Below are 21,024 nucleotides of genomic sequence, written 5' to 3'. Positions count from 1 at the left end.
AGCCTGATCATGTTCGAGATTTTTCTTTTTGTTAATCCCGTTGGTATATATTGCTATAATACGGAAGTTTTAATCAAAGACGCAATTGATGAACTTAATATCAACTCTTCATTTCATTTTGTTCCAATTATAAATGCAAAAGTAATCAAAGAGGACATTATTAGAAGAAAAAATGATGGACAGAAAATAAAAGATATACCACAATACACAATTGTCTCTTTTCAGGTCTTACGACATTACAATGCTATTAAGATAGAATATGGCAACAAAAAGGCACGTGCTTATTTAGTCGCTTTGCAACGAGTTATTAGCAACGATTTTAATAAATATACAGAAAGTTTGCCTAAACAAATTGCAGAAAGTTTAGACTTGGATTTTAATCGGATCAATGATCGCAAAATTGCCCACTATGTTGATGAATCTATCCAACAAGACAAGGATCTTGCACGTAAATTCAATGTTCGTAATTTCCCTACTACAGTTATTTTTAATGAAAGTGGCAATTATAATGGGGTAATGCTAGAAGGCATTCTTGCACATGACAAACTAATAAAGCTTCTTAAGGATAATGGTTGTATCGCAAGTGACCCAAAGGGCTACTACCCAGTGAGACACTTACGACTGATTTAAATATTTACTTACATTATCTGGTGAATTTATTTTTCGAAAATTGGTAAAAACCCAGGGCGGCAAATCTTCTATGGTTTGGCGCTTTTTATATAGCAAGTTTGCAATTTGCATGCCTTTCAAACTCATATGTTTTAGTTGCATTTGCAGATATTGCTTTTGCTGTGTGGAATTAACATGATATTTTTGCAATAAAGGGTGAAAATGCCACAACTGTTTTAAGCCTATTGCATTGATATCAAATTTTTTCTCTTGGAAATGAAGCTTATTTGTTAATGGCTCAAGCAAAACGTTATATTTTAGTCGAATAATTTTTTTAAACGGATCAATCTCTAAATAATAATCTTGCCAAAAATAGTTTCTGCGAAAGAAAATAAGCTGCGATTTTTTTATGTTTTGTCCTAAAAAATGTCTCTGGCCAACTATCCATATATCTTTAACGCCTATTTGCTTATACAAAAAATGGCGGTGGCGAAATTCTGACTTATTTAAAGGAGCGCACTGAATTTCGAAAGCTAAATTTGAAGCTGCTAATATATCAGCTCGCAGTTGTCCATTAGCAAGATTAACTTCTGTTTCTGCATTAAAATGTACTTCTCTGAGTGCTTTTGTCAGTATACTTTTACTCTGTGCATGTTCTTTATTTTCCCCAGATAAGTTTACTTTGGAAGGTATATGTTTAAAATAGGACTGCTTATCTTTACATACTAATTGCATTTCTCGTTCACAATGTGGGCAAAAATAATGTTTCTTAACTTTTTTGTTACTTTTGGTCGATTTAGCTTCCTCAACAGCTAAAACCAAAGTATTATTTAACAGTGCTGCGTACATATTTATCACCTAAAAATAAGTACGCAAAAAGGCAGGATTTAACCTGCCCTTTTTATTCAGCTATATTTGTTAATTTATTTAATACCGCTAAAATAATGCCGCAGTTGATCTAATGCATCATTAGTTAACAAACATTTACCATTAGTACGAACACGAGCCATTTCACTTGTTTTTACTTTAATACCATATTCATTTGCAATTGCCCATGCATCAGCGGGCTTTATTTCCGAATAGTCTTGACTAGTAAAAATCAGCTCTAAGTAAAATTTTCCCCGTTCAAAATAAAGACTGGAAGACAAATCATTTGCTTTAAGACTTTCCGCCAATTCAGTCACCTGATCAAGGTCAGTAAAACTATATGCCTGCTTTTTCTGCAATTTCCAAAACTGCTTCTTAACTTTAGGTTGAGAAGAATCTGCTGGTTCATTTGACTCGTCCTTATCTGTTTCTTCATCCTCAGGTTCAAGGTCAAGAAAAGATTTACGAGCATCATTATTCTTTTTATTGTTGTCAGTAAAATCATTATCAAATAACTGGGCAAGATTATTACGATCTTTCTCTGTCACTTTTGTGATTAATAAATCAAGTCCACCATTATTAGGCATTACTTGAAAAGTTACCGGTGCATCCTGACTAAATGAATGATCAGTATCAATTTCATCCAAAATTGAATAAAAGAAATGCTGGATTTTATTTTTATCACCTAGTAAATCTAAAACTTTGAGACCACGATTAGCTAATTCTTGTTTACCTATTCTCACGCGAATCGTATTATTGTTTATATGATCTACTTGCATGAGTTCTCACCTCCATCAGATTCTTTGTTCTATTGTAGCGTACTTTGCTCATAAAATAAAAGCGTTAGTTTAAAAACTAACGCTTTTATTTTAAACTTACCTGAATTTTATAAATCAGCTATCTTTTGCATTTCTTCAAGCTCAAGACGACGCACTTTTCTTGGCAAAAAGCGCCGAATTTCATCTTCATTATACCCAACTTGCAAACGCCGATCATCCATAATAATTGGACGTCTTAATAAACTAGGATTTTTTTCAACTAAGTCAAGTAGTTGGTCTATTGACAGATCATCAAGATTAACTTTAAGTTGTTGAAAGGCTCTTGAACGCGTAGAAATAATTTCTTCCGTACCGTTTTCAGTCATTCGCAAAATTTGCATAAGCTCGTCTTTTGTCAAGGGCTCTGAAAAAATATTCCTTTCCTTAAAGGGAATGTCATGTTTCTTTAACCAAGCCTTTGCCTTGCGACATGATGTACAGCTCGGAGATATATATAAGTTGACCATATATTTCACGCTCCTTTAAATTGTATTCTAAATTATTATAACATACTACTTCTTTTTTGTAAGTAATGTTTTTCATAACTGACTATATTATTATGTTAAGTTCAAAAAATGAATATTCTGTGAACTTTTTACCAAGAAAGATTAAAGAAACTAAAAAAGGATACACAAATTTATGAAATTGTACCCTTTTTAAAAATATATTTAATTGCTTACTTTTTTCATTAAATCACTAACCAATTTTTCGTTTTCTTCAGCAGTTTCTGAAACATAACAAGCTTTATTAGCTAATTCCTTGATGTCATTAGTATTAAGCTTCTTCATCAAACTTCTGATGCGTAAAATTGAAGTAGCGCTCATTGAATACTCATCTAAGCCCATTGATAAGAGAATTGGGAACATGGTACTGTCTCCAGCAGCTTCACCACACATGCCACACCAAATACCATTTTCATGAGCTGCATCAATTGTATGCTTTATTAAACGTAAAACTGATGGGTTCGCTGGTTGATACAGGTAAGAAACATTGTCATTACCACGGTCAGCAGCCATTGTATATTGGATCAAATCATTAGTACCAATTGAGAAGAAGTCAACTTCTTTTGCTAATTGGTCAGCTAAAACGGCAGCAGCTGGAACTTCAATCATCATTCCTACTTCTAAGTCTGAACCGATTTTAACGCCCTTTGCCACTAGCTTATCTTTTTCTTCACCTAAAATTGCTTTAGCCTTGCGTAATTCGTTTAAGGTACCAATCATTGGGAACATTATGCCCAACTTACCATAAGAAGACGCACGTAATAAAGCACGAAGCTGAGTACGGAAAATATCCTCATTTTGCAGTGAAAGTCTAATTGCACGTACACCTAAAAATGGGTTCATTTCTTCCGGTAAGTCCCAGTAATCAAGATGCTTATCGCCACCAATGTCCATGGTTCTGATAATAACCTGCTTGCCATGCATGCCTTCGATAACTTTCTTATAGGCTTCAAATTGTTCATCCTCTGTTGGGAAATCCTTTGAGTCCATATACAAGAATTCAGTTCTATAAAGACCTACAGCCTCGGCGCCATTATCATTTACCCCTGGCATATCATTTGGCGTACCAATATTAGCTGCAATTGTGAATTTCTTACCATCTGCAGTTACTGATGGTTCATTCTTTAATTTTTCCCATTCAGCTTTCTGCTTCAAGAAGTCAGCACTTTTTTGCTTATATTCCTCAATCTCGCTATCAGTTGGCTTAACGATAACATCACCATTCAGGCCATCAACAGCAACTGTATCACCATTTTGGACATCCTTTGTGATTGATTCAGTACCTACAACAGCAGGTAATTCCAAAGAACGTGCCATAATTGCTGAGTGCGCAGTCCGTCCACCAATGTCAGTAACAAAGCCCTTAACAAACTTCTTATTTAATTGAGCAGTGTCACTTGGTGTCAAGTCATGAGCTACCACAATTACTTCGTGATCAATTGATGCCGGGTTGGGCAATTCTTTGCCCAGCAAATGAGCCATAATTCTCTTAGAAACATCTCGTACATCAGCTGCACGTTGCTGCATGTAAGTATTATCAGTCATCCCTTCAAAAATGCTGATAAATTTTTGTGCAGTTTCATCTAGCGCAGCTTCACTATTAACTTTTTGTTCCTTAATTTCATTTTCAATGGCACCAGTAAATTCAGGATCATTTAAGATCATCAGGTGAGCTTCAAAAACTTGAGCTTCATCTTCACCTAAACTCTTTTTTGCGCTATCACGGATTTTTTCAACTTCAGCAGTTGATACTGAAATTGCCTTCTTATAGCGTGCTAACTCACTTTCAACATCGCTAACCGTAGTTTTTGAAAATGAAAGATCAGGTTCAACCAAGAGATAGGCTGGTGCTACAGCAATACCATCACTTGCAGCAATTCCTTTTAAAGTCTTGGTCATTATTCAGCTAAACCCTCTTTTTTCATTGTTTCAGAAATAGCGTTGATGGCGTCTTTTTCATCATCACCATCAGCACTGATTGTGACATCAGCATTTTTACCAACTCCGAGTGACATAACACCCATGATTGATTTCAAGTTAACTGATTTACCATTGTATTCCAAGTTGATATCTGAACCAAACTTAGAAGCTGCTTGTACTAGCAAAGTAGCTGGACGAGCATGAATACCTGTTTCTGCAACAACATGAAAATCGCGTTTTTCCATTATATATATCTCCTTTTAATTCAAAAAATCAAAACGGTAGTAAATACCTATTCGCTTACTTAGACTATCATTTTTTTGTGAATTAGACAACATAAATGTAACAGTTTACATCATTAAACTCCAGTTTTGGACTGCGAATAAATTATCTTACCACCCCGCAAGGCCTTTCCCGTTATGTTTTGCCTTTTACCAAAAGACCTTAATGCAGATTGAAATTCAAAAGCATCTTTAGGATCAACCTCATAATGATCTAGTTCACCATCTGCCAACTGCTCAAGAATTTTCTGATAATCCAAATTTACCACCGCTTTTAATCTATATTATTTCAGCAACATTTTTGATTTTGCCTACATGTATTTTAGCATATTTAGCATACTTACAAATAATAAGATCCAAGTTTTAGCACTTGATTATTCCGAGTGCTAATTATATAATTTAGTAAACTGATATGAAAGGCGGTAATACAATGCTTTGTCAAAACTGTCAAAAACGACCAGCTTCCATTCACTTATTTGCAAAGGTTAATGGACAAAGTCGCGAAATTAATTTGTGCGGACAATGTTATCAACAACTTAAACAACAAGGAAATATTAATATGAATAATGACAATAATGGCTTTTTTGGCGATTTCAGCGACCTGTTTAATTACAATGGCAACGTTGGAAATCCAGGAGATCCCAGAATGAGTAATGGCGGACCCGGCAATACCAATGGAAATAATGGTGCAGGCGGTGGTCGTTCACTTTTAGATCAATATGGAACAGATCTAACTGCACTGGCAAGAAAGGGCAAGATTGACCCAGTCATCGGGCGCGATAAAGAAATCGCACGTGTGATCGAAATTTTAAATCGCAGAACAAAAAACAACCCAGTTTTAATTGGTGAAGCCGGTGTCGGTAAAACTGCTGTAGTTGAAGGCTTAGCTCAACAAATTGTCGATGGCTCAGTTCCTGCCAAACTGCAAGACAAAAGAATAATATCATTAAATGTAGTTTCTTTAGTACAAGGTACAGGCATTCGCGGTCAATTTGAACAGCGTATGCAACAACTGCTCAAAGAAGTAGAAAATCATGACGATATCATTCTCTTTATTGATGAGATTCACGAAATAGTTGGTGCAGGCAATGCTGAAGGCGGAATGGATGCAGGCAATATTATTAAACCTGCTCTTGCCCGCGGTGATTTACAACTAGTTGGTGCGACAACCTTAAAGGAATATCGTGAAATTGAAAAAGATTCTGCTCTGGCAAGACGTTTCCAGCCCGTTGACGTTAAAGAGCCTTCGGTTCAAGAAACTATCCGTATTTTAAAGGGTATTCAAAAGCGCTATGAAGATTATCATCACGTTCACTACACTGATGATGCCATTAAAGCTGCTGCTGAACTATCTGAGCGTTATATTCAAGATCGTTTCTTACCGGATAAAGCCATCGATTTGCTTGATGAAGCAGGTTCACGCATGAATCTGACGATTCCATATGTTGATAAAGATAAAATGAAAGAGCGAATTGATGCAGCCCAAAAACTAAAGCAGGAATCCTTAAAGAACGAAGATTACGAAAAAGCTGCCTACTACCGCGATCAAATTGAGAAATATAATAAGATGAAAGATCAAAAGGTTGATCCAGATAAATCGCCAGTGATCACTAGTAAAATTATGAATAAGATCGTGGAAGAAAAAACTGGCATTCCCGTTGGGGACTTGCAAAAGCAAGAAGAAAACCAGTTGCAAAATTTAGCGCCAAATTTGAAAGCACATGTTATTGGGCAAGATAAGGCAGTCGATAAGCTGGCACGAGCAATACGGCGTAATCGGATAGGCTTTAATAAATCAGGTCGTCCAATTGGCTCCTTCCTCTTTGTTGGACCAACCGGTGTCGGTAAAACGGAACTGGCTAAGCAGTTGGCCAAGCAAATGTTTGGTTCAGAAAATGCTCTAATTCGTTTTGACATGTCAGAATATATGGAATCATATTCAGTTTCCAAATTGATTGGTTCGGCACCTGGTTATGTCGGCTATGAAGAAGCTGGTCAATTAACTGAACGTGTACGTCGTCATCCATATAGTTTGATCTTGCTGGACGAAATTGAAAAAGCTGATCCAGCAGTTATGAATCTTTTCCTGCAGATATTAGATGATGGTCGTTTGACCGATTCTCAAGGCAGAACTGTATCATTCAAAGATACAATTATTATCATGACTTCTAATGCTGGTCAGGGTATTAAAAATGCCAGTGTAGGTTTCGCTGCTGAAAATGCTAAAGATAAACCTGATACTGCCAGAAATTCAATGAGTCAGTTCTTTAAGCCTGAATTCTTAAACCGTTTAGACGACGTGATCGAATTCAACGAATTAACCAAGGACGACTTAGTGAAAATTGTCAACTTAATGCTCACCGATGTTAACAACATGGTTAAGAACCAAGGCTTACAAATCACTGTTAGTGATGATGCTAAGAAGAAATTGGTTGATGAAGGCTACAATCCTGCTATGGGTGCAAGACCATTACGTAGAACTATTCAGGAGGAAATTGAAGACAAGGTTGCCGACTACAAACTTGATCATTCCACTGCCAAGAATTTAATTGCCAGTGTTTCTGATAATCAAATTATCATTAGTGAAGATAATAATGAAAACAGTGCTACTGAGTCCGTTGATCAAACTACAAATAATTAGTTAAAGTAACTCTTCATTAAGCATGATTATTACAGATAATAATAATCATGCTTTTTACTAAAGAAAAAAGTTTTAATAAGTTGTATACTAAAATAAAAAGAACTACTAGAAGAAACGGGTGAAATCCATGCATTTAATAGATGTAACCAATAGCTACAGGGACCTAGTTCACAGTCAATTAAATTCGACCAATGTAAATTATGTTAAGGTTTACTCTTTGGGTAATACCTCTGTTATCTACACCGAAAGTGATAAGGCGATCGGAATTGTTTTGGAAAATCACAATCGACGAGTGCGTAAAGAGGAAACAGATTTTGTGATTGAACGCTTAATTAAAGAAAAAGACCCTTCATATATATTGACCTTTGATAAAAGTCAACATGTCATTGAAATCCATATTGATAAATAAAAAAGCTGGCTTAAAAGCCAGTTTTTTTATTACAACTTTTCAGTTAATTTAACATCAGGATATTTATCTTTAAAAAAGCGCTCCGCAAATTGATTTTCAAACAAAAATAGTGGTTGACCATAACGATCTTTAACTAGCAGATTTCGGCTATTTGCCATAGCTGGATCAAGTTGTTCAGGATCAATCCAGCGCGCTACGCGATGACCAATATTAGTCATCTCAACGTCTGAATTATACTCATTTTTCATTCTGAATTTAAAGACTTCAAATTGCAATTGACCAACAGCACCCAAGATATATTCATCAGTTTGATAATTTTGGTACAACTGAATTGCACCCTCTTGAACCAGTTGGACCATTCCCTTATGAAATGATTTCTGCTTCATCACATTTTTTGCAGTGACTCTTACAAATAATTCTGGAGTAAATTCTGGCAGCGGTGGATAAACCACTTTGTTTTTGCCAGCATAAATACTGTCGCCAATTTGAAAATTACCGGTATCATATAAACCAACTATATCCCCAGCAACTGCATCTGAAACCTGCATCCTTTCACTCGACATAAACTCGGTAGCATTATTAAGTCTAATCGCTTTACCAGTCCGAGCCAAAGTTACATCCAAGCCTTTTTTAAATTCGCCACTGCCAATTCGGACAAAAGCAATGCGATCACGGTGATGAGGATTCATATTAGCCTGAATTTTAAATACAAAGCCAGTAAATTCTTGATTATCAGGAGCCAGGACTTCAGTTTCATTAACTATATGACTTGCAGGTGCAGGAGCCATTTTGACAAAGCTTTGCAGGAAAGTTTCAACACCAAAGTTTGTCAAGGCAGAACCAAAGAAGACTGGAGTCTGATCACCTTTAGCAATCTTTTGCAAATCAAACTGATTGCCGGCCTCTTTAATTAATTCAATTTCTCCTAGGGTATCTTGAAATTGTGGATTTTGACTAAAAGGTTCACTGTCGGGCAATTTACCATCTTTATCTAGTGATAAAAAGCGGTCAGGTCCATCTTTATGATACATTTCAATTTTGTTATTAGCGATATCATATAGTCCTTGTAAGGTTTGACCCGACCCAATTGGCCAATTCATAGCCACTCCTTCAATGCCCAGCAAGTCTTCAAGTTCAGCAATCAAATCCAAAGGAGGTCTGCCGTCACGATCCAACTTGTTCATGAAAGTAAAAATCGGAATTCCCCTTTGTTTCACGACCTTAAATAATTTTTTGGTTTGCGGTTCAATACCTTTAGCTGAATCAATCACCATGACTGCTGAGTCAACTGCCATTAAAGTGCGATAAGTATCTTCGGAAAAGTCTTCGTGCCCTGGAGTATCAAGAATATTGATTCTCTTTCCCTGATACTCAAATTGCATGACGGAGCTGGTAACTGAAATGCCACGTTGCTTTTCAATTTCCATCCAATCACTGGTAGCATAATGGCCGCTTTTACGCGCCTTGACCGTCCCGGCACTGCGAATCACACCACCAAAAAGAAGCATTTGCTCCGTGATCGTAGTCTTCCCTGCATCTGGGTGCGATATGATAGCAAATGTTCTTCTTTTATTTACCTTATCTAACAGTTCATTACTCATTAAGTATTTTGTTCTTCTTTCTTCTTAGGTTTTGCTTCAGGTATAGTTAATAAAACAGTCATCAATCTTGAACGCATCATTCTTCTGGTAGTTAACACCATGCCGTTATCTAATTTAACCGACAATTTTTCGCCTTTGGCAGGAATTATGCCTAATTTAGTGATCATGTAGCCGGCAATGGTATCAACGTCTTCCATTTCCAAATCCGTACCGAATTGTTCGTTAAAATCATCAAGAGGCATTTTACCATAAATGACATACTTATTAGGGGCAAGCTGGTGCACTAAAACCTCAGTTTGATCAACTTCATCATCAATATTACCAACTATCTCTTCGATAATATCCTCAATGGTTGCTATTCCGACTACTCCACCATATTCATCGGTTAAAATAGCTAATTGCTGCTGTGTCTGCTGCATCTCAACGAGTAACTCTCTAAGTTCGGTTGTTTCTGGCGCAAAAAGTGGCGGATTCATGACATCATCGTAGGTAATATTATCAAAACCCTTCTCCCAAGCTTTACGCAAAACGGTGCGAATATGAATAATACCAACTATTTTATCCTTATCATGTTGATAAACCGGTATTCTGGAATATGGTTCACGCAGTATTTCTTTGAGATGATCCTGCAAACTTTCCTGGCAATCAACCATGAAAGCATCAATTCTGGGTACCATCACTTCACGTACCATTCGTCCCTGAAAATCCAAAACTGCATTTAACATTGAAAATTCATTGTCACTAATCTTCTTATTTTTGTGTAAATCTTCAATTTCTGTAATTAAGCGCTCTCTTGTTTCTTCATCGTTTGTAGGGGAAAATTTATTTTTGAAACGCTCAAATAAATTCCCCTTGTCGGGGTCGCTAGCCATTTTATTGCTCTCTTTCTTAAAATAACGTATTAAATACCAACATTATATCATGTACGCACACAATATGTTAGAATAGCACGTAAGAAATGAGGTCAAACTATGAAAAAAAGTCATGTCATACTTGTTTTCACATTCTTACTGTTAATTCCCTATCTATGCAGTCTTACCATTATTGGTATTGGTTATGACGCTCTGGTTTTACATTCCGCTGATCTTTTTCGCACTAGTATTGGTGCAACAGTCGGTGCCTTAATTATGTTTGCAATTAAGGCAACGATTCAAAGACCGGTCGATTTGCTGGCAGTCGAAATAAACGATGGCTTTTTAAAGCAATTGTTACGTTTTTTCAGTATCAGAAGACGCTATCTTTTGCAAATTGCTAACGTAATTTTGGATTTCATTCTCTGCTTTGCTGCCACTTTTGTGGTTAGAGAATTTTTAACACTTGATCAGATTGTGGGTAAATCTGCCGGCATCGTGATGCTGATCATGCTTTTGTCAACTTGTCTTGGTGCATATGTGGAGTATGACAACCTGTCAATTGATCCCAAACAACACTAATTCTTAAGACTGTCTTCAAGATATAATTCTTGGGTCAGTTTTTTTGTGTCTAAATTCAAGTTTTGCAAAATATAGGGAGTCAAACTATCTCCCGGATTTTGGTAAATTTTAATGCCTTCATCTGCAACAGCAGCTAAAAACTGTGAAATTACCATATTTAAAGGTTGACTAAAAAAGGAAATGTTTTGATCGGTTTTTTCTTCAATTGCAACTTGGGTTTCAGGTAAAACAAATTTCATTAAGCCTTGAGAAACTTTGATATTGCTTGGTGCAACAACACCATACCAATACATGAAATTTTCAGGACCAAAAACCACCATACTGCTCCTAGTATTTTTCAAATTGTTTTTGCTAATAAAATCTTGGAAATCTTGATTTTGTTCCATTTCCATGTTTGCCTGATTAAAAGTTTTTTGTTCATCCATCACCTGATCTGGAAAAGGACGACCAACAAATGTTACTTTTTTTTGCAGTTTTTTCATAAATTCTCCTAATATTCAGCTAGTTCATCTAAAGGAATAATTTCACCGGCCAGAAAGGCATCAATTTCATTGCTGGCAAAACCATGTGTAAACAGGTAATTGCGTATTTTATTCTGTCTTTGGCTTTCAGGTAAGCGGCGAAAACGTTTATAAGCTTTGATTCCTTGCTTTTTTAACGCTGCGATTTGATCTTCCTCATTTTGAGCAAAATCCATTTGCCCCATTATTGCACTGGCAAGAGCACCGGAAAAGCCGTGGTTTAACAACTTAGTTGTCATTTTTCGTTCCAATTCTCGCTGCGACAACTTACCTACCTTGCTTTTCATTGATTTGAGCACTCTTTTGCCAGCATCGAGCCACTTATCGTCAGCTATTTCGGCTAAAGTATTGTCGATTATTTCAGGATCAATCCCCTTTTGCTTTAGTTTATTGCTGATACTAAGTGGGCCATCGGTACCCATGCGTAAATTTTGCCTGACTAATAGTTGGGCGTACTTGGCATCGTCTAAAAAGCCCATTTCTGTCATCTGACTAACCGCAGCCTGGGCAGATTCATTATCAATACCATGTTTATTAAGATATTGCAAAACTTCAAAAACAGTCCGAGGCTCGTAACTCAAATAATTAGCCGCAATATTTGTTGCCTTGGCGTCAGCATCAAATTGCTTAATGGCCACAATTTGTTCTTCAGACAGTTCCTGCCCTTTTAAGAGCACGAATTCAGCTACAGTCTGTTCAGCAGCCGAAAAAGAATATTTACCGTCTAAAAAGATATTAAATCGGCCAGGTCTTTTTTGACTACTAACTTTAGTAATAATTGGCATTAAAGATCACCTTTCTATCGCTTAATTCCATGCTAGCAAATTTTGCTCTTTCTTGCTAAATACTTTTTACTGGGAGTACAATTAATTATTAACATTTAATATTTTATTGTAGAAAGAAAATTATGTACAAGAAATTTAATCAAAACAATCCCAAAGATAAAGACATTATTATTACAATTAAAAGACTAGGAATCAATGGTGAAGGCATCGGCTATTACCGCAAAAAAATAATTTTTATTCCCGGTGCCCTGCCTAATGAAGTAGTTGTTGCCAAAATTATTACAGAATACCCCCGTTATATTGATGCAGAACTGGTCCGTATTAAAGAAAAAAGTCCTGACAGAGTACCTTTCCCCACTAATGTCAATCCAGAAATTGGTGGACTCGAACTTGCTCATTTAGCTTATTCTAAGCAGCTAGAATTTAAACGGGACAATGTTCTTGAGGCCCTTAAAAAATATCATCCCCGTGGTTACAGCAAGTATAAAGTCAAAAAGACAATTCCGGCTCCAGAAGAATGGCATTATCGTAATAAGGCTCAATATCAAATTGAACTGTCTCATGGCCAAATTAACTTAGGACTTTTTGCACCTAATTCGCACGAACTTTTTGATCTTCCCGAAATGCCAACGCAAAGTCTGGCAACTCAAGACACTGAACGCAAAATTAAAATTTTGGTTGAAAAGCTGCACATTAGAATTGCGGATCCTTACCGTCATTTTGACGGGCTCAAAACTATAGTAGTTCGTCAGGCTTATGCCACTCACGAAATTCAAGTAACCTTAATTACAGTGGGCCACAGTCTTAAAAATCTGGAGCAACTTGCAAAAGAGATTATGAGGCTTCCTAATGTAGTCAGTGTTTTTCAAAATGAAACTGATTGGCGTAACCCCCAAGTCTGGGGCAATAAAACCACTAAATTAACAGGTAAAAACCAAATCACTGATGAAATTTTAGGTAAAAAGTTTGCACTTTCACCGCGAGCATTCTTCCAGTTAAATCCAGTGCAAACTATTACCCTTTATTCACGGGCACTAAAATTTTTGGATTTAAAAGCAGATGAAACCCTGATTGATGCATACAGTGGTGTGGGAACGCTGGGAATTTTAGCAGCAGATCAAGTCAAACAGGTTATTGGTATTGAAACTATTCCTGAAGCAATTGCTGACGCCAATCATAACGTTGAACTCAATCATATTAAAAATGCTAATTATATTCAGGGAAGTGTAGAAAAAGTTTTACCTGAACTAGCTCAAAATGGAATTCCAATTGATGCGCTGATTGTGGACCCACCACGAACTGGTCTGGCCAAAAGCTTGATCAAAACCCTGTTGAGGGTAAAACCCAAAACCTTTGTTTACATTTCCTGTAACCCATCTACCCTCGCTCAAGATTTAGTCCTTTTGAGTGAAGCGTACAATGTCAGACTGATTGAAAACGTCGACATGTTGCCACAGACTCCAAGGTGTGAATGTGTCGTTAAACTAACTTTAAGATAAATAAAAAGCAAAATAGTTGTCGCAATTAGCGACAACTATTTTTGTGGATCGGGTGTCAATTGAGAATATTTTCTTTTGAGATAAAATCATCATATACAAATATATAAAACTATAAAAATTTCGCGATAAAATTGTTATTTCAAAAGTAGATAACAAACATATTATGGAGATAGAAATCTTGTTAACCTTACCCACACTTTTATAATAGCAAATTAATGTAAGCGCTAGCAAACAAAATGCATGGCTTATTTTACATATTTGGCTAAAAATGTTGCAACTCGTCTTTTATATTCTTTTGGATGCTTTGAAAATGACTTGGCATGTTTGGCTCCAGGAGCCACCCATATTTCCTTTGGACCTCTGGTAGCCTTATAATTAGGATAGACCATTCTAGTAGGCACAAAATTATCACGGCTGCCATGAATAAACAGCATTGGTCGGTGATTTTTATGCAATTGATTAACACTAGAGGCATTACCCATGAAATAGCCAACTTTTAGCTTATTAATGCCACTTAGTATTTCAACTAAGGGAAAACGTGGAAAAGCAGGCATATTGTACAAGACTCCTGCTTCATGCTCAATTTCATCCTTGACGCTGGTATAACCACAGTCTTCTACAAACGCTTTAACTTGATGAGGAAGTTTAAGCCCACTTGTCATCATGGCAGTTGCCGCACCCATACTTAAGCCATAAATTACTACCTGTTGGTTCTGACCATATTTTTGCAATAAATACGAGACCCATTTTTTGACATCATCTTTTTCCGGCCAACCATACCCAATGTATTTTCCTTCGCTCTTTCCCTGAGCTCTCGGATCTGGAGTTAAAGTATTATAGCCTAATTGATGAAACAAGGCATCATATTCTCCCATATCTTCTTTCGTGTCCATATATCCAGGTAAAACAATAGCTGTCTTGTTGGAAGTTTTGTAAGGAATAAAATTTGCGTCTAATTTGAATTTTTCATCAGCTGATTCAATATACCACTTTTGTTTAGCAGTTTTTTTAAACCAAATTTTTTCACGATAAAGAGGATCTGACTTCTTGATCACATCACTGGAAGAACTTAAAAAACTTTTTTTACCTGGTACACATGCCACCCTAAAGAAATAGAAACCTGCTCCTGTAAATAATACACATACTAGTAAGATAATAATAATTGATGAAAGCCATAGCTTTTTATGTTTTAATTTTTTCAATTAGTTTTGCCACCCTCACTAAAATAATATCTTATAGTATAACATGTTAAATTTGTATAGGAATAATAAAAATGAGATTAACAGATTTATTACAATTAACCAATGATTTAAGCAACCAAACTAGCTTGTATTTATCTATTGGCCAAAAAAATATTCCTTTGGCAAAAGTGAAAATTTCAAGCAATGAATGCCTCCTTTTTCCCGGAAAAAAGCCACTAACAAAAGGCAAACTGGTTAATTTGGTTAAAAATATCCACGGTCGCAGTATTCCAATATTTATTTATAACCAAAAAGAGAGAATTGCTGTTTATGGTATTCAAATTTTACCTGATCAAAATGGAGTTAGACTAACCTAAAAAGCTGCCGTTTGGCAGCCTTTTTATCTATTTTTGGAAATATTGACGAATGCGGTTTTTGGTTCCGGCAAAATACCAGGTGCCGGTTTGTTCGTCACTTTGAAGCTCTAAATTATCTTGTGGAGATTCTAAAGCCTGATTAAAAATTTTTTCGTATTCAGGAATAGTTAATTTTTGACGGCGAGCAATCATTTTTTGATCTGCATTTGTATGTAGGTTCTTTTCATACCCTTTAACTATTTGTCCTGAATAAAACTCACCCATTGCCCCCGAACCATAAGAAAATAAACCGATTTTTGCATTTGCTGGCAATTTAGCATTTTCCAGTAAACTCAAAAGGCTTAAATATAAAGAAGCAGTGTAAATATTACCGACTTCCTTGCCATAACGAGCAGCAGCAGTAAAATTCTCTGTCAAATGTTTTTTAGTCTTTTCATCTTGAGCGGTAATAGCCCACTCATTTGCCTTAAATCCCATTTTTACAAAAGGCAAATGATAAAGTAATGCTGTGAAATCGCTAGTTTTTATTCCAGTTTGTTTTCGATAAGCCGTAAATGTTTGTTTAAAAAAGTCTAAATACACGTTTTTAGAATATTTACCATCAACTACGGCGACTGCTGAATCATTAGGGCGCCAGAAGTCATTAATATCCTCACTGTGTGAGCTGTGTCCATTATTGATAGCCAAAATTTGGGGATCAGCCTTAATTAGCATGCTAATACTGCCAGCCCCTTGCGTTACCTCACCGCCAGTATTAACACCATAGCGAGCAATATCAGAGCCAATTACAATTGCGCTATGGTGGGGATGAAGCCGGACATAATCCCGAGCAATCATGATGCCTGCAGTCATGCCAAAGCATGCTTCTTTTACTTCAAATGTTCTGACATTTGCCGGTAATGCCAAAGCTGATTTGATGAAAAGCGAGGCCGATTTAGATTGGTCAACGCTACTTTCTGTTCCAACGATTAATAAACCAACTCTTTCGCGTGCAATTTGATCTAAATATCTAAGCGTTGCATTAATTCCCATTGAAACTGCATCTTGCGTCTGATCAGCAACGCTCATTTTATTTTGACCTATACCAATCAAAAATTTATTAGGATCTTCATTTCGCGCGTGCGCCAAATCTACCATATCGACATATTTGTTTGGTGTATAAAAACCAATTTGATCAATTCCGACTTGCATTATTTTCCTCTCTAATTTCTCTTAAAAATTCCTGGCCTGCAGATTGACTGTATTTTTTGTTATTTATGATTTTTTGGAATACTACTTTTTTCTCGGCAGCAGTAGCATCTAAACTTGTCACAATATTTCTGGCCTGTAGTTTCATGTGTCCTGCCTGTATTCCCTTGGTAGAAATTGCCAGTAATGCTGCTAAATTATTAGCTAAACCAATGGCAGCAATAATATTAGCTAATTGTTCTGCAGCAATTTTTTCGCCTAAAATACGGTAGTTTTGCCTAACATCTTTTCTGGAATTGATTGAGCCACCAACAGTTCCAATTGGCAAGGGAATGCTAAGCTTGCCAACAAGCTTTTCATTTTCAAGCCGCCATTCACTGAGACTGGTGTAGGTGCCTGTTTTACTTGCAAAAACACCGCAAGCTGCCTCCACTGCGCGAGTATCATTTCCCGTTGCCAGTAAAACAGCATCAACTCCGTTCATAATCCCTTTGTTATTGGTAACGGCTCTCATTGGATCATCTTGACCAATTCGACTTAATAAAACAATTTTCCTTGCAGTTTCTATTCCACCAATTAAATCAATGGGAACAGCTGCTCTGACCGTTGTGACTTGGCTGGGATAATTTGACAAAATGGCAAATAATTTTTGTTTAATGCCAGAAAAATTCTCTAACTCATCAGCCATAAGTTCTAAAATAGAATTTACTTTGTTAGCGCCCATCGCCTCGGCCGGATCAACTAATACTTTCACATAAAGTAAATCATTTATTTGTTTAAGTTCTATTTTGCGGACGCCACCGCCATGGCTTACAAGACTAGCAAAATGGGAATTTGTTTTTTTAATCATTACAGGCAACATATCATGCAAATGAGAAACTTCAAAATTTTCAGCCACCTGCATGACAATCTGACCCCAAATACCATCTCTTTGACTGCTTGCGGTAAAGCCTCCAGCTTTTGCAACAATACCAGCGCCATTATTAGCTGCGGCAACTACCGAAGCTTCTTCAGTCACCATTGGTACTTGGTAATTTTGACCATTGACTAATAAGTCTTGTACTAAACCGACAGGTAACCGCAACTGACCTATTACATTTTCACTTAATAAATCCAAGTTATGCAAAACCTGGGAATCAATTTGATCCAGTTTGATCCCCTGTTTTTGCAAGAAATCTCGCCTTTTTTCAGGAGATAATTTATAGAATTTCATTTACAATTTCTCTATTTCACATGCAATTGCTTGTCCACCACCAATACAAAGAGTTACCAAAGCCTTGTGGCCATTGATATGATTCATAATATTGACGGCTGTTCCTACTAACCGGGTTCCAGTAGCAGCAAGAGGATGACCTAGTGCAATAGCTCCACCGAAAATGTTTAGTTTGGCAGGTGGAATCCGCAGTTTGCGGGCTAAGACCACGCTAGGTGCGGCAAAAGCTTCATTAACTTCGATTACGTCATAATCATTAATAGTGTTGCCAGTTTTTTGTAATAATTTTTCTACAGCAAAATATGGTGCTACACCCATGTATGCCGGATCAGTCCCAGATTCAGCAAACGCACCCAATCGGGCCAGAGGTTGCAATTTAAGTTCCTTGACTTTTTCTGCGCTTGCCAAAATAATCATACTAGCACCATCACTTAAGGGTGAAGAATTGCCAGCTGTAACTAAACCATTTTTCTTAAAAACAGGTTTTAACTTGCTCAGTGCTGCCATATTAGTGTCTGCCCGAATGGTTTCGTCCTGCTGGATCATTTTGTCGTTAACTTTTACGCCTATTATTTCGTCTTTGAAAAAATTTTGCTGAACAATTTCAACTGCTTTTTGATGTGAATTTACGCTATATTCATCCATTTCAGTACGCGTAACGCCATATTTTTCTGCCACATTCTCAGCCGTTAATCCCATATGCGCATGAGAAAAAGCGTCAATGAGGCCATTTTGCAGCATTTCACTTTGAAATTGTGGTTTTTTCTGCTCTTCTGTCAAATAAACAGCATTTGACATACTTTCTGCGCCGCCAACAGCTACCAAGCCAAAGTCGACCAGTTCCATCTGCCCTTGGGCCAGTCTAAGAGCTTTTAAACTTGAACCACAGACTTCATTAATGGTCACGCTGCTGCTTTTGGGACTCATACCCGTATTCAGAGCAATTTGCCGTGCCATATTTTGTCCTAAACCCGCACCCAAAACATTACCCATGAATAAGGCATCCAATTTTTCAGCGTCCAAATTAATGCTTTTTAACGTTTCTCTTAATGCTAATTCTCCTAAATCTATCGCGCTTTTTTCAGCCCATAACCCATGATAGCGGCCAAAAGGAGTTCTTTTAGCTGCAACAATGTATATATCTTTCATTTAACCTATCCCCTAGCTAAAAGTTTCAAGTCGCATAATACAAAAGTTTTCTACTCGAAGACAGTAATTAGTTCGACATTAAGAAAAATTTTACATAAAAAAAGAAACCATTAAATCCTGGTTTCTTTAATTGCAAAATTTATTTATTTGTTAATTGTTAATTTTGTTTTTCTAGCTTTTTTCCTAAATCAATGATGTACTTACGCAATGCATCCTTAGTTTCCGGATGTTTTAAGCCATATTCAATTGAAGTTTCCAAGTAACTTTCTTTATTGCCGACATCGTGACGAGTCCCCTTAAAGACATGCGCTAGAACGCGTTGCGTTTTATTCATGGTATCAATCGCATCAGTTAATTGAATTTCTCCACCTTTATCTGGTTTTTGCTCAGCCAAAATTGGAAAAATTTCAGGAGTTAAAAGATACCGACCAATAATGGCATAATCACTCGGAGCCTTGTCGACCTCTGGTTTTTCAACAAAAGATTTAACGTTTATTAAGCCAGGCGCAATTTCACTGTCTGGTTCAATTATGCCATATTTATAAACTTCTTTATGTGGCACTGGCATAACGGCAATTGTGGAAGCATTCGTTTCACTATAACGGTCAATCAATTGCTTTGTTAATGGTACTTTGTCCATCATCAAGTCGTCGCCAAGCATAACGACAAATGGTTCATCTCCAATAAAACTACGTCCACGGGCAATCGCATCCCCTAAACCTGCTGGATAGGGTTGACGAGTATAATAAATATTAATTCCCAAATGGGTAATTTCCTGCGACATTTTAAGCAGACCAGTCTTACCTTTTTCCTGCAGATTTTGTTCAAGTTCAGGATTGGAGTCAAAATGATCTTCAATCGAGCGCTTATTTTTTCCAGTGACAATCAAAATGTCTTCAATACCAGATTTTTTAGCTTCTTCAACGATAAATTGAATAGTCGGTTTGTCGACAATCGGCAACATTTCCTTGGGCATTGCTTTAGTTACCGGCATAAACCTAGTACCAAGACCAGCAGCAGGAATAATTGCTTTTCTTACTTTCATATTTTTTACGCTTTCTTTAAAATCATAAAACTAATATACCAAAATAAAATTGAATGCGCCAATTTTTAATGACTGCGCTTTCTTTGAATATATTCAGCTAAGCGACCCACTGAATAGTGCACTTCTCCGTAATTTAGTGTCACTATTGCAGCATTTACACATGTCCCCAGTAAAAAGAGGATTGAGGAAATATTCAACCACAACATGAAAATAATAAAAGTACCGATAATGCCATAGTTTTCCCAGCTAATACGAAAATGATGCAGATAGAAACTAAAAAGCCAGGAAAGAATAATCCAGCCGAATAATGTAGTAAAAACACCTGGCCAGATAACTTTTTTCTTTAATCTGATGTTGGGTAAAAAATAATTGACATAATACAGTGAACCTATCATTGTGATAATAATTACTGGGTAACGATAACTAAAAATTTTTTCAATTTCGCCAACAGAAAAAGAGAAAATTGGGCGTAAAAATTCGAGTACCTGCTGACCAAAAATCAAAGTTAAATTAAGCAAGGCAAATACTATGATCATGAGGTTGGTCAACATAATCGTAATAGATCTTGTCCAGACAGTGACCTGCCATTTTTGCTTTAATTCTTGAGCACGAACACCATAGATGCGATTCATACCAATTCTAATAGCATTGACTAACGAAGAAACTGACCATAATGCCAATACGATACCAAATGAAATATACCCACTTGATTTGCTTTTCAATAGTGAGTTAATTATCGGCATAATAAATTTAGCAATTTTATCTGGAAAAATTAATTTTAAATAACTGGCAATCGGTTCAGTATTAATATTAAATAACGGCAAAATATTTCCGATAATAATAATTAACGGAAATATCGAAAACAAAACGTAGTAGGCAATCGCAATTGCGCTGGTTAAAACTTCACCTTGAGTAAATTTCAGGGAAACAGTTTTATAAAATAAAAAAGAGCGTTTCCTGACTGCCTCAGCTTTTCTACCCATG

22 protein-coding genes are annotated in these 21,024 nt (G+C 36.5%); 6 read left to right on the top strand and 16 right to left on the bottom strand.

Going from position 1 to position 21,024, the window contains the following annotated elements:
- Window positions 1-9: 9 nt before the first annotated feature.
- Entirely contained in the window at window positions 10-630 is a 621-nt protein-coding gene (locus tag JF75_RS03430; RefSeq protein WP_045927771.1) for a DsbA family protein, read from the top strand.
- Here the strand turns inward: JF75_RS03430 and JF75_RS03425 are convergent.
- From JF75_RS03425 to JF75_RS03400, 6 genes are all read right to left on the bottom strand, one after another.
- The gene (locus tag JF75_RS03425) at window positions 616-1,458 is read right to left on the bottom strand and encodes a competence protein CoiA family protein (RefSeq protein ID WP_046331844.1); all 843 of its coding nucleotides are present in this window, start codon (window positions 1,456-1,458) and stop codon (window positions 616-618) included. The two genes, JF75_RS03430 and JF75_RS03425, sit on opposite strands and share 15 nt — an antisense overlap.
- A 74-nt stretch (window positions 1,459-1,532) precedes the next feature.
- A complete protein-coding gene (locus JF75_RS03420) occupies window positions 1,533-2,255 on the bottom strand; it encodes an adaptor protein MecA (RefSeq protein ID WP_046331843.1) in 723 nt (240 codons plus the stop codon).
- 107 nt (window positions 2,256-2,362) lie between these two features.
- The gene (gene spxA, locus JF75_RS03415) at window positions 2,363-2,761 is read right to left on the bottom strand and encodes a transcriptional regulator SpxA (protein WP_034977372.1); all 399 of its coding nucleotides are present in this window, start codon (window positions 2,759-2,761) and stop codon (window positions 2,363-2,365) included.
- Between the two features lie 201 nt (window positions 2,762-2,962).
- Window positions 2,963-4,696, bottom strand: a complete 1,734-nt coding sequence (ptsP, locus tag JF75_RS03410) for a phosphoenolpyruvate--protein phosphotransferase (protein WP_046331842.1) — start codon at window positions 4,694-4,696, stop codon at window positions 2,963-2,965.
- Window positions 4,696-4,962, bottom strand: coding sequence for a phosphocarrier protein HPr (locus tag JF75_RS03405; protein ID WP_034977366.1), 267 nt, complete (start codon window positions 4,960-4,962; stop codon window positions 4,696-4,698). Before JF75_RS03405 ends, ptsP begins: the two co-directional genes overlap by 1 nt.
- A 113-nt stretch (window positions 4,963-5,075) precedes the next feature.
- Complete coding sequence (locus JF75_RS03400; RefSeq protein ID WP_046331841.1) at window positions 5,076-5,258, bottom strand: hypothetical protein; 183 nt, start codon at window positions 5,256-5,258, stop codon at window positions 5,076-5,078.
- A gap of 170 nt (window positions 5,259-5,428) precedes the next feature.
- On the opposite strand from JF75_RS03400, the gene JF75_RS03395 reads away from it, so the two are divergent.
- Both JF75_RS03395 and JF75_RS03390 read left to right on the top strand, forming a co-directional pair.
- Window positions 5,429-7,639, top strand: a complete 2,211-nt coding sequence (locus JF75_RS03395) for an ATP-dependent Clp protease ATP-binding subunit (protein WP_046331840.1) — start codon at window positions 5,429-5,431, stop codon at window positions 7,637-7,639.
- 127 nt (window positions 7,640-7,766) lie between these two features.
- On the top strand, window positions 7,767-8,048 hold the full coding sequence (locus JF75_RS03390; protein ID WP_046331839.1) for a DUF1827 family protein: 282 nt from the start codon (window positions 7,767-7,769) through the stop codon (window positions 8,046-8,048).
- A gap of 29 nt (window positions 8,049-8,077) precedes the next feature.
- Here the strand turns inward: JF75_RS03390 and JF75_RS03385 are convergent, their stop codons facing one another.
- Together JF75_RS03385 and JF75_RS03380 are read right to left on the bottom strand one after the other, a co-directional pair.
- The gene (locus JF75_RS03385; protein ID WP_046331838.1) at window positions 8,078-9,649 is read right to left on the bottom strand and encodes a peptide chain release factor 3; all 1,572 of its coding nucleotides are present in this window, start codon (window positions 9,647-9,649) and stop codon (window positions 8,078-8,080) included.
- Entirely contained in the window at window positions 9,649-10,521 is an 873-nt protein-coding gene (locus JF75_RS03380; RefSeq protein ID WP_046331837.1) for a hemolysin family protein, read from the bottom strand. The genes JF75_RS03385 and JF75_RS03380 overlap by 1 nt, the downstream gene beginning before the upstream one ends.
- Window positions 10,522-10,620: 99 nt before the next feature.
- Between JF75_RS03380 and JF75_RS03375 the strand changes: the two genes are divergently transcribed.
- The gene (locus tag JF75_RS03375) at window positions 10,621-11,082 is read left to right on the top strand and encodes a hypothetical protein (RefSeq protein ID WP_046331836.1); all 462 of its coding nucleotides are present in this window, start codon (window positions 10,621-10,623) and stop codon (window positions 11,080-11,082) included.
- Here JF75_RS03375 and JF75_RS03370 read toward each other — a convergent pair.
- Both JF75_RS03370 and recX read right to left on the bottom strand, forming a co-directional pair.
- Window positions 11,079-11,564 carry a hypothetical protein gene (locus tag JF75_RS03370; RefSeq protein ID WP_046331835.1) on the bottom strand — a complete coding sequence of 162 codons (486 nt, stop codon included), beginning with the start codon at window positions 11,562-11,564 and terminating at the stop codon, window positions 11,079-11,081. The two genes, JF75_RS03375 and JF75_RS03370, sit on opposite strands and share 4 nt — an antisense overlap.
- Window positions 11,565-11,572: 8 nt before the next feature.
- Entirely contained in the window at window positions 11,573-12,388 is an 816-nt protein-coding gene (recX, locus tag JF75_RS03365; protein ID WP_046331834.1) for a recombination regulator RecX, read from the bottom strand.
- 122 nt (window positions 12,389-12,510) lie between these two features.
- On the opposite strand from recX, the gene rlmD reads away from it, so the two are divergent.
- Window positions 12,511-13,887, top strand: coding sequence for a 23S rRNA (uracil(1939)-C(5))-methyltransferase RlmD (gene rlmD, locus JF75_RS03360; RefSeq protein WP_046331833.1), 1,377 nt, complete (start codon window positions 12,511-12,513; stop codon window positions 13,885-13,887).
- Between the two features lie 245 nt (window positions 13,888-14,132).
- Here rlmD and JF75_RS03355 read toward each other — a convergent pair whose 3' ends face one another.
- Complete coding sequence (locus JF75_RS03355; protein ID WP_046331832.1) at window positions 14,133-15,089, bottom strand: alpha/beta hydrolase; 957 nt, start codon at window positions 15,087-15,089, stop codon at window positions 14,133-14,135.
- 71 nt (window positions 15,090-15,160) lie between these two features.
- Between JF75_RS03355 and JF75_RS03350 the strand changes: the two genes are divergently transcribed.
- On the top strand, window positions 15,161-15,445 hold the full coding sequence (locus JF75_RS03350) for a hypothetical protein (protein WP_046331831.1): 285 nt from the start codon (window positions 15,161-15,163) through the stop codon (window positions 15,443-15,445).
- 27 nt (window positions 15,446-15,472) lie between these two features.
- Here the strand turns inward: JF75_RS03350 and JF75_RS03345 are convergent, their stop codons facing one another.
- The 5 genes from JF75_RS03345 to JF75_RS03325 form a co-directional block, all read right to left on the bottom strand.
- On the bottom strand, window positions 15,473-16,636 hold the full coding sequence (locus JF75_RS03345) for a hydroxymethylglutaryl-CoA synthase (protein WP_046331830.1): 1,164 nt from the start codon (window positions 16,634-16,636) through the stop codon (window positions 15,473-15,475).
- The gene (locus JF75_RS03340; protein ID WP_046331829.1) at window positions 16,620-17,846 is read right to left on the bottom strand and encodes a hydroxymethylglutaryl-CoA reductase, degradative; all 1,227 of its coding nucleotides are present in this window, start codon (window positions 17,844-17,846) and stop codon (window positions 16,620-16,622) included. The genes JF75_RS03345 and JF75_RS03340 overlap by 17 nt, the downstream gene beginning before the upstream one ends.
- Entirely contained in the window at window positions 17,847-18,995 is a 1,149-nt protein-coding gene (locus JF75_RS03335) for a thiolase family protein (protein ID WP_046331828.1), read from the bottom strand.
- A gap of 157 nt (window positions 18,996-19,152) precedes the next feature.
- Window positions 19,153-20,040, bottom strand: coding sequence for a UTP--glucose-1-phosphate uridylyltransferase GalU (gene galU, locus JF75_RS03330; protein WP_046331827.1), 888 nt, complete (start codon window positions 20,038-20,040; stop codon window positions 19,153-19,155).
- 65 nt (window positions 20,041-20,105) lie between these two features.
- Entirely contained in the window at window positions 20,106-21,023 is a 918-nt protein-coding gene (locus JF75_RS03325) for a YihY/virulence factor BrkB family protein (RefSeq protein ID WP_046331826.1), read from the bottom strand.
- Between the last annotated feature and the right edge of the window lies 1 nt (window position 21,024).

Origin of the sequence: Lactobacillus kimbladii, from assembly GCF_000970755.1 — a bacterium.
Lineage (GTDB): Bacteria > Bacillota > Bacilli > Lactobacillales > Lactobacillaceae > Lactobacillus > Lactobacillus kimbladii.
This window is presented reverse-complemented; position numbering and strand designations above follow the sequence as displayed.

What these genes read in the sequence shown, in the direction of transcription:
- JF75_RS03370 (WP_046331835.1), bottom strand. Translation starts at nt 11,564, where the DNA reads ATGAAAAAACTGCAAAAAAAAGTAACATTTGTTGGTCGTCCTTTTCCA.
- JF75_RS03395 (WP_046331840.1), top strand. Translation starts at nt 5,429, where the DNA reads ATGCTTTGTCAAAACTGTCAAAAACGACCAGCTTCCATTCACTTATTT.
- spxA (WP_034977372.1), bottom strand. Translation starts at nt 2,761, where the DNA reads ATGGTCAACTTATATATATCTCCGAGCTGTACATCATGTCGCAAGGCA.
- JF75_RS03340 (WP_046331829.1), bottom strand. Translation starts at nt 17,846, where the DNA reads ATGAAATTCTATAAATTATCTCCTGAAAAAAGGCGAGATTTCTTGCAA.
- ptsP (WP_046331842.1), bottom strand. Translation starts at nt 4,696, where the DNA reads ATGACCAAGACTTTAAAAGGAATTGCTGCAAGTGATGGTATTGCTGTA.
- JF75_RS03325 (WP_046331826.1), bottom strand. Translation starts at nt 21,023, where the DNA reads ATGGGTAGAAAAGCTGAGGCAGTCAGGAAACGCTCTTTTTTATTTTAT.
- JF75_RS03425 (WP_046331844.1), bottom strand. Translation starts at nt 1,458, where the DNA reads ATGTACGCAGCACTGTTAAATAATACTTTGGTTTTAGCTGTTGAGGAA.
- JF75_RS03345 (WP_046331830.1), bottom strand. Translation starts at nt 16,636, where the DNA reads ATGCAAGTCGGAATTGATCAAATTGGTTTTTATACACCAAACAAATAT.
- JF75_RS03405 (WP_034977366.1), bottom strand. Translation starts at nt 4,962, where the DNA reads ATGGAAAAACGCGATTTTCATGTTGTTGCAGAAACAGGTATTCATGCT.
- rlmD (WP_046331833.1), top strand. Translation starts at nt 12,511, where the DNA reads ATGTACAAGAAATTTAATCAAAACAATCCCAAAGATAAAGACATTATT.
- JF75_RS03420 (WP_046331843.1), bottom strand. Translation starts at nt 2,255, where the DNA reads ATGCAAGTAGATCATATAAACAATAATACGATTCGCGTGAGAATAGGT.
- recX (WP_046331834.1), bottom strand. Translation starts at nt 12,388, where the DNA reads ATGCCAATTATTACTAAAGTTAGTAGTCAAAAAAGACCTGGCCGATTT.
- galU (WP_046331827.1), bottom strand. Translation starts at nt 20,040, where the DNA reads ATGAAAGTAAGAAAAGCAATTATTCCTGCTGCTGGTCTTGGTACTAGG.
- JF75_RS03385 (WP_046331838.1), bottom strand. Translation starts at nt 9,649, where the DNA reads ATGAGTAATGAACTGTTAGATAAGGTAAATAAAAGAAGAACATTTGCT.
- JF75_RS03350 (WP_046331831.1), top strand. Translation starts at nt 15,161, where the DNA reads ATGAGATTAACAGATTTATTACAATTAACCAATGATTTAAGCAACCAA.
- JF75_RS03430 (WP_045927771.1), top strand. Translation starts at nt 10, where the DNA reads ATGTTCGAGATTTTTCTTTTTGTTAATCCCGTTGGTATATATTGCTAT.
- JF75_RS03335 (WP_046331828.1), bottom strand. Translation starts at nt 18,995, where the DNA reads ATGAAAGATATATACATTGTTGCAGCTAAAAGAACTCCTTTTGGCCGC.
- JF75_RS03375 (WP_046331836.1), top strand. Translation starts at nt 10,621, where the DNA reads ATGAAAAAAAGTCATGTCATACTTGTTTTCACATTCTTACTGTTAATT.
- JF75_RS03390 (WP_046331839.1), top strand. Translation starts at nt 7,767, where the DNA reads ATGCATTTAATAGATGTAACCAATAGCTACAGGGACCTAGTTCACAGT.
- JF75_RS03380 (WP_046331837.1), bottom strand. Translation starts at nt 10,521, where the DNA reads ATGGCTAGCGACCCCGACAAGGGGAATTTATTTGAGCGTTTCAAAAAT.